Genomic DNA, 11,863 nt, shown 5'->3' with positions numbered 1-11,863 from the left:
TCCCACGTGAACAACGGTAGCGCCTTCAACGTGTCGTTGTCGAAATTGTGCAACTCGCCGAGCCAGGCACCGGGTTCGGGCTTCCCCGAAGTCCACCCTGCGAGGTACCCGAACCCCTGGCTGCGGGTCGTCTCGTTGTCGACCGCCAGCTCGAGAAACTCCTGGAACGCTCCCAGCTCCTCCCAAGCGTTGGCATCCCAGTGATCCTCTGCTGCGGCGTTGTAAACGAGCACCATCCGGGCCTCGAGCGCTTGGCCGTTCTCGAAAAAGTCGTTGTTGCCGCCGCAGCCGCCGCCCGAGTTCGGGCATCGGAACTTCAGCGAATTGGCCGACGAGTGCATGTCGACCACGGCGCGGAACGGCACGTTGTTCACGAGCTCGCGGAGCAGCCGCGCCTCGATCGACTCGAACGGTCGCTGGCCGCCGTACTGGTTGTGACAGCACGTGCGGCGGTCGTCCACGGCGCAGTACCCGTCCTCGTGGCAGTAGAGGTTGGCGTCCATCCCCGTGACGTCCATCCAGTGCGGTGCCTGCGTGCTTCCGTCATCCATCGATGTCGTATGGAAATTGCCCGGCAATCGACCACCGCTGACATAGTGGCAATCATCGTCTGTGTCACATGTTCGCAGCGTTCCGTTCCGGCAGTGGTCGAGCATCTGGCTTGGAAGAGCATCTGGGCACTGAGACGGAGGGGCGCCCACGCCGCAATCGATAGAGACATCATTGAGACCAGGCGGATCACCGTACACCAAAGCAGTTGAGTCACCGCACTCCCAAGGTACCCACATGTTACCGACGGAAGTCTCGATCTCGAGGCAATGCTCGTGCAGGATCCCCCTGGCATCGGGAACGCCCCAATCGACGTGGCTCTCGCATCCGTTTGCGCCGGCAAGGCTCGTCCTCGGAGTATCCACGAAACATCCGTACTCGTACTCCTTGTTGCCGCTGCCGTCTTCCGCCCCCATCCAGTACTCGACGCAGTGGCCGTGGTCCGCGCCGAATTCGTCGACGCAATTCTGGTCCGCTTCGTCGGGGTCGTCGGCCACGCAGTCGTACTGCTCCGGAGCGAAGTCGTGCGCGCCGGAAGCCTGCGCGTCGTCGAAGATCAGGCGCCGGTGGAAGAGCACGCTCTCCTGTCGCGACCATCCGTGCGAGAAGTTGGCGCCGACGTTGATCCCGGGATCGAACCAGTGCTGGGGATCTGCACCCTCGTCCGTCTTCGGGTAGCCGGTTGTGTGGTCGGATCCCTCAGGCCAGCACCGGCCCCCGCCCGTCGGCTGGATCCAGCTCTCGGAGCACACGAACTCCGGCTCCCACTGCCGGTTCTTCCGCACCTCGCTGTAGACCGGGGTGCCCCAGTTCCCGTGCTCCGCCTCGACCTCGCGGCCCACCGGGTTCGCGATCACGACGAACCAGATTTCTCGCTCTTCCAGGAGTGACTGTACCCGCGCAACCTCGTCCGGATCGTTGTACGGCGCAACGCCGTGGGCGGCCCGCACGAGCCAGTCCACCAAGCCGAGCGCGGTCTCCTGCGCGATCCACTCCTGCGGGTGGACCCCCGCGGCAAGCAGGATCGCCGGCTTCGTCACGTCCCTGTTGTCCGCATCCTTCGTCACGCGCACAGCCCACATCTCGGTGTCCGGCTTCAGAGTCGTGGCCTCCTCGTCCAACTGGAGGTTGAGGTACTTCGGATCGCCGAGTTGTATCAGCGCCAGGTACTGTACCCCGGTGTCGTCCACGTCCTCATCGAGGTCCTTGAGGTAGTCGTGTGCTTCTTTGTCGTTGGCATAATTCACGCGATACATATCAGCAACGCCATCGGGGCAGGTCCCCGGCAGTGTAATTACATCGCATGTCCGCACTCCAACACTTATCTGCGGCACACATTCGTCCGCTGAGACTCCAGCAGACCAGGCGCCGAGAACCAGGGTGGTGATCGCCAAGACCATCCATGCACGACTTGTGTTGTTCGTCATGTCCCGTCCTCCCCCAGTGTGCGCGGACGAGAACCGGCGTCGATCAGAGCATCTTCTCGTCGCGACGCCGATCCCCCAACGCACGTCACGGTTCATCGACTACCTGCGGGCATATTATCGCCATCCGAGAAGATCCGCAACGGGTGGAACGATTGACGCCTGTCGATCCTGTGACATGTGCGGATCAGGGCAGGTTCGGGGCATGGACGGCTTGTACGACCACGCTCATCTTACCCGTGATGATGGACCTTGAGGCAAAGGACGGCACACGCAGTACGCACTTTCTCGCGCGCCCTAACTCGTCATCCCCGCGATCACCGCGGCGCAGCGGGCGCAGAGCTCGGGGCGCTTCGGGTCCGTTCCGATCCCGTGGCCGAGCCGCCAGCAGCGCGGGCACTTGGTCGCGCCGCAGGGCGAGGCCTTCACCTCGAGCTCGCCCGCCCCCTCCTCGACTCGAACCGAGGAGACGAGGAAGATCTCCGTCAGCAGCTCGTCGCCGAAGCCCGCGAGGAGCGCGAGCGTCGCCCCGCTCGCCTTGAGCGTCACCTCGGCCTCGAGCGCGTTGCCGATCCTCTTCTCCGCGCGCATCGCCTCGAGCACCTTCGTCACCTCGCGCCTTATGTCCCTGAGCGCGGTCCACCGCTCGAGGAGCGCGTCGTCGTCGAACGCCGGATCCGGCGCCGGGAAGCCGGCGAGGAACACCGACTCCGCGCCGCCGCCGCCCGGCAGGTGGCGCCAGACCTCCTCGGCCGTGAAGCTGAGGATCGGCGACAGGGCGCGCGCCATGTCCCGCGCCATGATCCAGAGCGCAGTCTGCGCCGACCGCCGCAGGTCGCCCCCCGCCGCCTCGCAGTACAGGCGGTCCTTGATGACGTCGAGGTAGAACGCGGACAGCTCGACCGTGACGAGCTCGATCGTCGCGTGGAACACGTGATGGAAGTTGTACTCGTCGTACGCCCGGTCGAGCCGCGCGAGGTACTTGCCGAACCGCGCGAGCATCCAGCGATCGAGTTCGGGCATCTTCGCCGCCTCGACCGCGTCGCGCCCGGGATCGAACCCGTCGAGGTTGCCGAGCATGAACCGGAACGTGTTGCGGATCTTCCGGTACGAGTCGACGAGGCTGCGGATGATGTCCGGCGAGTACACGATGTCCGAGCGGTAGTCCTCGTAGCCGACCCACAGGCGCAGGATCTCGGCGCCCTGCTCGTCGATCGTCTTCGCGGGCGGCACGAAGTTCTTCTGGCTCTTCGAGAGGATCTCGCCCTTCTCGTTGCAGATGAACCCGTGGGTGAGCACCGTCCTGTACGGCGCGTGCCCGCGCGTCGCCGTCGCGGTGAGCAGCGCGGTGTGGAACCAGCCGCGGTGCTGATCCGCGCCCTCGAGGTAGAGGTCGACGGGAATCGACATCCCCTTGCGCTTCGCCGCCACCGCGGCCCAGCTCACGCCGGACTCGAACCAGACGTCGACGATGTTCTCCTCCTTGTCGAACGCCGTCCCGCCGCACGCCGCGCACTTCGCGCCGGGCGGGAGGAGCGCCGAGGCCTCGAGCTCGAACCACGCGTCGCTCCCGCGCTCGCCGAAGATCCGTGCGACGTGCCGCGCGACCTTCGCGTCCACGAGCTTCTCGCCGCAGCCCGTGCAGGTGAAGAACGGCAGCGGCACGCCCCACAGCCGCTGGCGCGAGATGCACCAGTCGGGGCGGCTCTCGACCATGCCGTAGATGCGGTCCCTGCCCCACGGCGGGATCCAGCGCGTCTCGTCGATCTGCGCGAGCGCGTCTCTCCGCAGCCCCGCCACGTCCATGGAGACGAACCACTGCGGCGTGGCGCGGAAGATGATCGGCTGCTTGCAGCGCCAGCACACCGGGTACTGGTGGCGGAGGCTCTGCCCGGGCGGGTTCAGGAGCGATCCCGAGTCGTGGAGGAACCTCACGATCTTGGGGTTCGCGTCCCACACGAGCTCGCCCTTCCACCTTTCGACATCGTCCTCGAACCGGCCCTGCTCGTCGACTGGCGCGTACACGTCGATCCCGTGGGCCGCGCAGAGCACGTAGTCCTCCTGGCCGTGGCCGGGCGCCGTGTGCACGCAGCCCGTGCCCGCGTCGAGCGTGACGTAGTCCGCGAGCAGGATCGGGATCTCCCGATCGAGGAACGGGTGCCGGCAGCGCTGCTTCTCGAGCGCCGCGCCCGCGGCCGTCTCCCCGACGGGCTCGGCCGCGACCCGGCAGTCCCCGAACGCGGCCTTCGCCATCTCCTCGGCGACGACGATCCGCTCGCCGTTCACGCGGAACGCCCGGTAACGGTAGGTTGGGTGCACGGCGATCACGAGCGACGCCGGGAGCGTCCACGGGGTGGTGGTCCAGATCATCACGGAGAGGGGCGATCCGTCGGGCTCGAGACCGAGCGCGCGCTCGAGCGCCTCGCGGTCGACGGCCGGGTACTTCACGTACACCGACGGCGACACGTGGTCGTGGTACTCCACCTCGGCCTCGGCGAGCGCGGTGCGGCAGCTCGCGCACCAGTACACCGGCTTGCGGCCGCGGTAGAGCATCCCCTTCTCGATGATCGTCGCGAGCTCCTCGACGATCGTCTGCTCGTAGTCCTTGTCGATGGTCCTGTACGACTCATTCCAGAGGGAGAAGACGCCGAGCCGCTTGAACTCCTCCATCTGCACGTTCGACCACTTGATCGCGAACTGCTCGCACCGCCTGCGGATCGACAGCTTGTCGGCCGTGTCCGCCGGCTTGCCGAGCTCCCGCTCCGCGTTCAGCTCGATAGGCAGGCCGTGGCAGTCCCAGCCCGGGATGTACCGGACGTGGCACCCCTTGAGGGAGCGGTACTTCACCACGATGTCCTTGAGCACCTTGTTCAGGACGTGCCCGTGGTGGATCGAGCCGTTCGCGTACGGCGGGCCGTCGTGGAACACGAAGCGCGGGCCGGCCTCGGTCTGGTCGAGCAGCTTCTCGTAGATGCGACTCTCCTCCCAGAAGCGGATCTCCTCGGGCTCGCGCTTGGCGAGGCTCGCCTTCATCGGGAACTCGGTCTTCGGGAGGCAGATGGTGGTCTTGTAGTCGAAAGCGGTCTTGTCGTCGGTCATGTCGAGTCCCGTGTCAAAGGGGTCGCCCCGTCGTGGGCGGCCCTCGAAAAAGCCGGGCGAAGATAACACGGATGCGGGGTTTGAGGGGTGTTTTCGGCGCGCCCGGGCGTGCGGTGGTATCCTGATCGGGCGGCCGCCTGCCGCCGTTCCCGAGGAGGATCCCATGCCGATCATGGACGACGCACACAGGGCGCTCCTGTTCACCGAGGCGCGCACGCACCGCGCGTTTTGCGGCGAGCCCGTCGCCGACGAGACGCTGCGCGAGCTGTACGAGCTTTTGCGCCTCGCGCCGACCGCCATGAACGCGCAGCCCGCGCGGTTCGTGTTCGTGAAGAGCCCTGCCGCCAAGGAGCGGCTCGTGCCCGCGCTCGCGCCCGGCAACGTCGAGAAGGTGATGGCGGCCGCGGCGACGGCGATCGTCGCGTACGACACGGAGTTCCACGAGAAGATGGCCGTCCTCGCGCCGCACAGCGCGGGGCTCGGCGCGGAGCTCGCGCGGCTGCCCGACGAGGCGCGGCAAAGGATGGGGTACCTGAGCGCCGCGCTCCAGGGCGCGTACTGCATCCTCGCGGCGCGGGGGCTCGGGCTCGACTGCGGCCCGATGTCCGGCTTCGACAACGCGGCGGTGGACGGGGCGTTCTTCCCGGACGGCAAGTGGAGATCGATCCTCCTCGTCAACCTGGGCCACGGCGAGCCCTCGGCGCTCAAGCCCCGCCAGCCCAGGCTGCCGTTCGACGAGGCGTGCCGGATCGAGTAGGCGGCGGCGCTCGCGGGCGCGTAGGATTCGTGCCCGTGAGCCGCGACCGTGGTATCGTCCGGCACATGAGCCGGCCCTCGACAGGTTGCACCGCGCCGCTGCGCGCCGCGCTGCTCTGGGACGTGGCTTCGGGAGCGGTCGACGGGGAGATGCATAGGAGCTTCGTCCTCGGCCGCGTGCTCGGCCACGGAACGGCGGACGAGATTCGCGCGCTGCGGCGCGACATCGGCGATGCGCGGATCCGGGACTATCTCGTGGGCACGCGCGGCCGCCGCGTCGACAGACGCAGGCTGCGCTACCTCGAGGCGATCCTCGGGCTCGAACGCGCCGACGTGGAAACCTGGCTCGCGGATCCCGCCCGCCGGATCTGGGACGAGCGTTGACCCTTCGCTGGGAGATCCTGCCTGACCGCCGACCCGGCGGCGCGGCGCGATGCTGTGCTATGGTCTCGAAGAAGACGACAGGGGATCGAGAGAACCGCAACGGAGGGGAGATGCAACGGAAGGCGCTCAAGCTGTACGAGTCGAAGATCGACGAGGTGAGGCCCGGCGACGAGGAGAAGATCCGCAAGAGGTTCCCCAAGGCGATCGCGAGGCTCCCGGATCGCTCGACCGGGGTCGGCTGGATCGACGGCATGGTCGAGCAGGTCAAGCTGCTCTACGAGATGCTGTTCGACCCCGAGTTCGTCATGATGTGGGAGACGAAGGCGGCGATCATCGCGGCGCTGGAGTACTTCATCTCCCCCAGGGACGCGGTGCCGGACTCCATCCCGGTCGTCGGGTGGGCCGACGACGCCCTCGTCGTGATGTTCGCCATCCATTCGGTCAGCGGGGACATCGCCCGCTACGCCGCCTTGAAGCGGAAGCAGAAGGCGAAGGCGCGGACGCGCCAGGCGAAGCCGGCCGCGAAGAAGCACGCCGCGAAGAAGCCCGCCGCGAAGAAGCACGCCGGTTCCGCGCGCCGGCCTTAGGGCGCAGCGGTCGCGCGCCTACGCGCACGCGTCGGACGAAATGCAGCACATCACCCCCACGCCGCCGCACGCGGTCTCCGCCGATTCCCAGCCGGTCGGGCATTCGCTCTCGGCGGTCAACGGGACGCAGATCCCCCCGCCTTGCTCGCAGTCGTTGGAGGGCGCCTGTGCGGGCACGCAGCACCACTCGTCCGCCTCGCAGTCGGCGAGCTGCTCGTATGGGGCCGAGCCGTCCCCGCAGGCGGCGCACCCCGCGACGAGGCCCGCACACTCGCCGGCGTAGAGCATGGCGCACGCCGGGTCGGACGGGCCGGAGTCTGCATCCGAGTCCGCGTCCGTGTCCGAGTCCGTGTCGGTGTCGGTGTCGGAGTCGATGTCCGAGTCGGAATCGGTGTCCGAGTCGGTGTCGGAGCCGGACGGATTCTCGGACTTCTGGCACGACGGGGCGACCGCGAGCGCGAGCGCCAGTGATCCCGCGATGACGGCGACTCTCATGTGTCTCCCTCCCCTTCCTCACTCGGCGAGCGCCTCGACGTCCTTAAGCACGTCGAGCGCGTGGATGCCTGGATTGACGTCATCATAGACCTTCTTCACCTTGCCGTCCCGCCCGAGGAGGAACGTGACCCGCTGGTACATGCCGAGCCGCGTGGCCACGCCGAACGCCCCGGCCCAGGCGCCGTTCTCGTCCGAGATCAGGGGGAACGTCAGCTTGTGCTTGCCCGCGAACGCCGCGTGGGAGGCGGCCGTGTCCCTGGAGACGCCGAACAGCTTCACGCCCGCGGCCTCGTACTTCTTCCACACGTCGCGGAACGCGCACGCCTCCTTGGTGCAGCCGGGCGTCTCGTCCTTGGGGTAGAAGTAGACGACCGCGGGCGACCCGAGCGCTTCTTTGAGGTTGTGCGTCACGCCGTCCTGATCGACGCCCGAGAGCTCCGGCGCGTCGGATCCGGCGGGGAGCAGGCCGGCGCCGCCGTCCGCGCGCTGGGCCGACGAGCAGCCGAACAGCAACGCGGCCGCCGAGCAGAGAATCGTCTTGAGAGTCATGGGGAACCTCCTTGGTGCAATGAGCATGCGCACGCCGCGGAGGATCCGCAAGGCCTGGCCGGAACGTTTCGTTCCTCCGCGCGAAACGCTGGTGTAGCCCGGCGCCGTCAGTACCCGGCCGCGGCGAGATCCTCCGCGACGACGTCGCCGCGCTCGAGCAGGAACGTCCGCGTCGCCTCCGCGGACACCGCGGCCTGCTCGTTCGAGTACGGCTTGCGCAGGTCCTCGAGCTTCGCGGCCTCGATCTGCGCGAGGACGAAGTCGAGCTCGTCCTCGAGCGCGAGCGAGTCCCAGACGTCGAGCGCCGCGTCGACCGCCTGCATGTAGAGATCGAGGCAGGCCGGCGCCGCCTTGCAGCGGAGGAACACCCAGCCGTTCTCCCGCTCCGACGTGGAGCCGTCGAGCGCGTAGCCGAGGTGCCACAGCGGATCCTCGGGGTGGCTGTCGGTGAGCCCGAACGTCTGGTCGATCCCCCACGGGAAGAGGATGAACCTGTCCCGTTCGAGCTCGTGGTACGCCTTGTAGTTGTTGCGCGCGCCGAAGTAGCCGTCCCAGTCGCCGATGAGCGCCTGCACGGCGCCGAGGGCGAGCAGCTCGTCCCAGTCGAGGAGGAGCCCCGCGTCCTCGAAGAACGTCCCGTCCGGGCCGTTCACCGCAGCGATCAGCGCGTCGAGATCGGACGTGTCCGGCGCGTCGGTGTTCGTCTCCAGCACGAAGTAGTCCTTCCACTCCGGGAGGAAGTCGACGAAGTAGGCGTCGTTGCTGGTGTCGTAGAGGTTCCCCGGCGCCGGGTCCCAGAGGTGCTCGACGAGCTCGTCGTCGAGCGTCTGGAGGTTCAGGTAGAGCCCGTAGTACTCGCCGTTGACGTAGACGCGGGCGTTGTTCGCGAGCGGCGCCGGCACGCCCGCCTCGCGGAACAGGAGGTAGCCGAGCCGCTCGTGGACCATCGACGGGTCCTGGACCATGTTGTTCATGGTCAGGCGGCGCAGGCCGAAGAGCCGCTGGCCGTCGACGTACTCGTCGAGCTTGATCTTGAACCCGGCCTTGCCGTCGAGCGGCTGGAACGACGCGCGGCCCTTGAGCCGGATGCCCACGTTCTCGAACAGGACGTCGTCCGCCGGGTCGTCGGTCGGCCGGTAACGGACCGAGCCCGAACAGTATTCGTACGGCGAGATCGCGAGCGCGTCGGCGCACGGCTGCGGGATCGTGAGCTCGAACGTCGGGAACGACTCCCGATCGTAAAGGGGGGCGAACTCGGGCTCGGTGTCGGTGTCGGTGTCCGCGTCCGTGTCCGTGTCAGAGTCAGAGTCCGCGTCCGAGTCGGAATCGGTCCCCCCGTCCTCGGCCGCATACGGCGGCTCGTCGCTGCACGCCCCGGCGGCGAGGAGCGCGAGGAGCGCGGGGGCGAGCGCGTGCACGGTGCGGCGTGTCATCGGTCCGGATCGTAACATGAACGAAGGCGGGTGGCGCGGGCCTCAGTGCTCCACGGCGTACACGAAGCTGACCTTCGGGTAGCGCAGGAGGCGCTCGGCGATGAGCTTCATCGGCACGACGTCGCCGTCGACGTACTTCTTCGCGAGCTCCTCCGCGGCGGCCTTGTCGCCCTTCGCCTTGATGTCGCCCACGATCTTCATGAGCTCGTCGATCGCGGCCGGCAGCTTCTCGTAGTCGAGGACGAATGCGCCCGTGTCGGTGCCGTTCGCGGCCTTGGCCGCGGGGTCGAAGCGCACCGCGCCCTTGTCCATGAGGAAGCCCGTCTGGATCGCCGCCAGCTGGCTGTAGGGCTTGCGCTGGCCGGTGTCGGTGTACATGCCGCGGGAGATGTGACCGAACGCCCAGAAGAAGGCGTCCGTGTAAACCTGGCGCGCCCGCTCGGGGGTCAGGATCCCCTTCTCGACGAGCAGGGCCACGTACCACAGCGCCCCGGTCTGCGCCTTGAGCTCCTCCGCCAGCGTCGCGAGGCTGCCGCCGAAGATCTGATCGTCGGTCCTGCCCTTGACGGCGTACTCGTGGCTCGGGCCGAGGTTGTGGGTCGCCTCGTGCAGGATCGTGTTGAGCAGGCCGGGCTCGTCGTCGTCGGTGTAGCTCGCCATGGTGTCCGCGGCGAGCAGGCTCGAGGCCTGGGTCCGCCGCGTCGCGAGGCTGTCCGGATCGGTGTACAGGTTGGTCATCGCCACGGTGCGCCCGCGCCCCTCGTTCGCGACCGGGCCCCAGTTCGGCAGGCTCTGGCCGATCGTGGCGCCGATCGGGTCGCGGTCGTCGCCGCAGTTCACGACGATGTCGATGAAGTCCGGCAGGTGGAACGTCACGGGGCGCGCCTTGTACGGGGCGCCGACCCGCGCCGCGAGCCGGTCCTCCATCTCCTGCTGGATCGGCGTGAGCTTCTCCTGCCAGGAGAGGGAGTCGCGGTTGATGCGCGCGAGCGTCATGTGGAACCCGGCCTTCTGGTTGCACGGCTCCCAGTACGTCTCGTCGGGCGCGACGCGCAGGTACCACTTCGAGTTCGTCGCGCTCATCCTCGCCCACGCCTCGTCGGCGGGCTCCCAGAAGTTGTCGCGGAACGCCTGCGCCGCGGCGTAGAGGTAGGTCTTGAGGGCCGCCTCGCTCGGATCGGCGACCAGCGCCGCGGCCTCGTCGAGCTTCGCCGCGATCGCGCCCATCTCTTCCTTGTAGGCCTCGGAGTACGGCACCGCCGCGAGCGCATCGCCGGCGCCGCGCACGACGACGAACGGCGCGAACAGCTCCTTCGCGTTCGTCCGCTTCTCGAGCGCCTGGCAGAACGCGCCCTGGTCGTCCTGGAGCTCGGCCGGGTAGACGTCGACCTTGGGCTTGGGCGCGCCCGGGATCGCGCTGCACGCGGGGTTCTTCTCGGTCTTGGGGGCGACGCAGCGCGGGCCCCAGTTGCGGCGGAAGAGGCTTCGGCTCGCGACGTCGTCCGCCGGGATCTTCTCGGCGAGCGCCGAGACGCCCGAGGTGCGCGCGTAGAGCCTGTCGATGATGTCGCCGGCGTCGAGCAGCACCGCGGCGACCTTCCTCTCCTCGTCGGTGAGGCCGCGCAGGTCACTGTGCACGAGCGTGGGCCGCCCCTGATCGAGCTCCTCGATCACCGCCTCGCGGCGGGCCTTTTCCTCGGGGGGTCCGCCGGCCGGGTCCGGCTGCTCCTCGAGCTTCGCGATCGACGCGTACGCCTCCTCGAACGCCTTCGTGAACGGGCCGTCCGCGACCCACTCGCCCTTCGTCGGGTAGAAGCGCAGGCCGGCGATCTCGGCGGGTTCGATCGCCTTGTTCGCGTTCGCGTCGGCCACCCAGTAGAGCGGCAGGTTCAGCCGCACCGCGAGCTGGTTGAAGCGCAGCCGCTCGATCTTGTCGTAGGCCGGGGCGGGCGGCTCGACCTCCTTGTCGACCTTCTTCGCGTCCTCGGCCGGCGCCTTCCCCTCGCCGCAGGCGGTGAGGCCGAGCGCGAACCCCAAGAGGACCGAGGACATCATGACGATTCGTTGCATGTAAAAACCCTCCGTTCGTGAAACGCGCCGAGTATACGCCGATCGGCTCGGGATCAGGTAGAGTGCGGATACGAGGGGGCGGCTTTGCGGGAAGGCGAACGGGACAACCGGGATCGGGCGCAGCAACGGTTCCGGCGCTGGCTGCTCGTCGCGGCGGGGGCGGTCTGCGTCGCCCTCGGCGTCGTCGGGGCGTTCGTGCCGGTGCTGCCGACCACGCCTTTTCTGCTGCTCGCCGCGGCGTGCTGGGTGCGCAGCTCCGAGCGGCTGCACCGCTGGCTGTTCACGAACCGCCTGTTCGGCGAGTACCTCAGGCGCTACCGGGACGGCGAGGGGTTGCCGCTCGGCTCGAAGATCGCGACGCTCGCCCTCCTGTGGATCTCGCTCGGCGCCTCGGCGCTGCTCGCGGTCCCGCCGCGGCTGTGGTGGGTGCGCGCGCTGCTCGCCGCGGTCGGGATCGGAGTGACGATCCACGTCCTGCGGATCAGGACGCGCCCTTGATCCCGCCGCGCTCCCAGTC

10 protein-coding genes are annotated in these 11,863 nt (G+C 68.3%); 4 read left to right on the top strand and 6 right to left on the bottom strand.

The features are described from left to right. Together M0R80_15535 and ileS are read right to left on the bottom strand one after the other, a co-directional pair. A partial coding sequence (locus M0R80_15535) for a hypothetical protein (GenBank protein MCK9461045.1) occupies positions 1–1,796 on the bottom strand: 1,796 nt, incomplete at its 3' end. A 474-nt stretch (positions 1,797–2,270) separates the two neighbouring features. Further along, positions 2,271–5,072: an isoleucine--tRNA ligase gene (gene ileS, locus M0R80_15530; protein MCK9461044.1), complete on the bottom strand. Its 2,802-nt coding sequence runs from the start codon at positions 5,070–5,072 to the stop codon at positions 2,271–2,273. A 163-nt stretch (positions 5,073–5,235) separates the two neighbouring features. Between ileS and M0R80_15525 the strand changes: the two genes are divergently transcribed. The 3 genes from M0R80_15525 to M0R80_15515 all read left to right on the top strand — a co-directional run bounded on the left by M0R80_15525 (position 5,236) and on the right by M0R80_15515 (position 6,799). Further along, positions 5,236–5,829 (top strand): malonic semialdehyde reductase, encoded by a 594-nt coding sequence (locus M0R80_15525; protein ID MCK9461043.1) that lies wholly within the window; start codon positions 5,236–5,238, stop codon positions 5,827–5,829. A 65-nt stretch (positions 5,830–5,894) separates the two neighbouring features. Then, the gene (locus M0R80_15520; protein ID MCK9461042.1) at positions 5,895–6,212 is read left to right on the top strand and encodes a hypothetical protein; all 318 of its coding nucleotides are present in this window, start codon (positions 5,895–5,897) and stop codon (positions 6,210–6,212) included. 110 nt (positions 6,213–6,322) lie between these two features. Beyond that, the gene (locus M0R80_15515; protein ID MCK9461041.1) at positions 6,323–6,799 is read left to right on the top strand and encodes a YkvA family protein; all 477 of its coding nucleotides are present in this window, start codon (positions 6,323–6,325) and stop codon (positions 6,797–6,799) included. 18 nt (positions 6,800–6,817) lie between these two features. Here M0R80_15515 and M0R80_15510 read toward each other — a convergent pair whose 3' ends face one another. From M0R80_15510 to M0R80_15495, 4 genes are all read right to left on the bottom strand, one after another. Next, positions 6,818–7,294, bottom strand: coding sequence for a hypothetical protein (locus tag M0R80_15510; GenBank protein ID MCK9461040.1), 477 nt, complete (start codon positions 7,292–7,294; stop codon positions 6,818–6,820). Positions 7,295–7,312: 18 nt separating this feature from the next. After that, positions 7,313–7,843 carry a peroxiredoxin gene (locus M0R80_15505; protein MCK9461039.1) on the bottom strand — a complete coding sequence of 177 codons (531 nt, stop codon included), beginning with the start codon at positions 7,841–7,843 and terminating at the stop codon, positions 7,313–7,315. A 107-nt stretch (positions 7,844–7,950) separates the two neighbouring features. Continuing rightward, positions 7,951–9,276, bottom strand: a complete 1,326-nt coding sequence (locus tag M0R80_15500; protein MCK9461038.1) for a CotH kinase family protein — start codon at positions 9,274–9,276, stop codon at positions 7,951–7,953. 42 nt (positions 9,277–9,318) lie between these two features. Further along, the gene (locus tag M0R80_15495; protein MCK9461037.1) at positions 9,319–11,346 is read right to left on the bottom strand and encodes a hypothetical protein; all 2,028 of its coding nucleotides are present in this window, start codon (positions 11,344–11,346) and stop codon (positions 9,319–9,321) included. Positions 11,347–11,430: 84 nt separating this feature from the next. On the opposite strand from M0R80_15495, the gene M0R80_15490 reads away from it, so the two are divergent. Further along, the gene (locus M0R80_15490; protein MCK9461036.1) at positions 11,431–11,844 is read left to right on the top strand and encodes a YbaN family protein; all 414 of its coding nucleotides are present in this window, start codon (positions 11,431–11,433) and stop codon (positions 11,842–11,844) included. The last annotated feature ends 19 nt before the right edge of the window (positions 11,845–11,863 follow it).

The organism is Pseudomonadota bacterium (assembly GCA_023229365.1).
Lineage (GTDB): Bacteria > Myxococcota_A > Polyangia > JAAYKL01 > JAAYKL01 > JALNZK01.
This window is presented reverse-complemented; position numbering and strand designations above follow the sequence as displayed.

Coding starts and splice junctions, on each gene's coding strand:
- M0R80_15525 (MCK9461043.1), top strand. CDS start 5,236: ATGCCGATCATGGACGACGCACACAGGGCGCTCCTGTTCACCGAGGCG.
- M0R80_15505 (MCK9461039.1), bottom strand. CDS start 7,843: ATGACTCTCAAGACGATTCTCTGCTCGGCGGCCGCGTTGCTGTTCGGC.
- M0R80_15500 (MCK9461038.1), bottom strand. CDS start 9,276: ATGACACGCCGCACCGTGCACGCGCTCGCCCCCGCGCTCCTCGCGCTC.
- M0R80_15520 (MCK9461042.1), top strand. CDS start 5,895: ATGAGCCGGCCCTCGACAGGTTGCACCGCGCCGCTGCGCGCCGCGCTG.
- M0R80_15510 (MCK9461040.1), bottom strand. CDS start 7,294: ATGAGAGTCGCCGTCATCGCGGGATCACTGGCGCTCGCGCTCGCGGTC.
- M0R80_15515 (MCK9461041.1), top strand. CDS start 6,323: ATGCAACGGAAGGCGCTCAAGCTGTACGAGTCGAAGATCGACGAGGTG.
- M0R80_15495 (MCK9461037.1), bottom strand. CDS start 11,346: ATGCAACGAATCGTCATGATGTCCTCGGTCCTCTTGGGGTTCGCGCTC.
- ileS (MCK9461044.1), bottom strand. CDS start 5,072: ATGACCGACGACAAGACCGCTTTCGACTACAAGACCACCATCTGCCTC.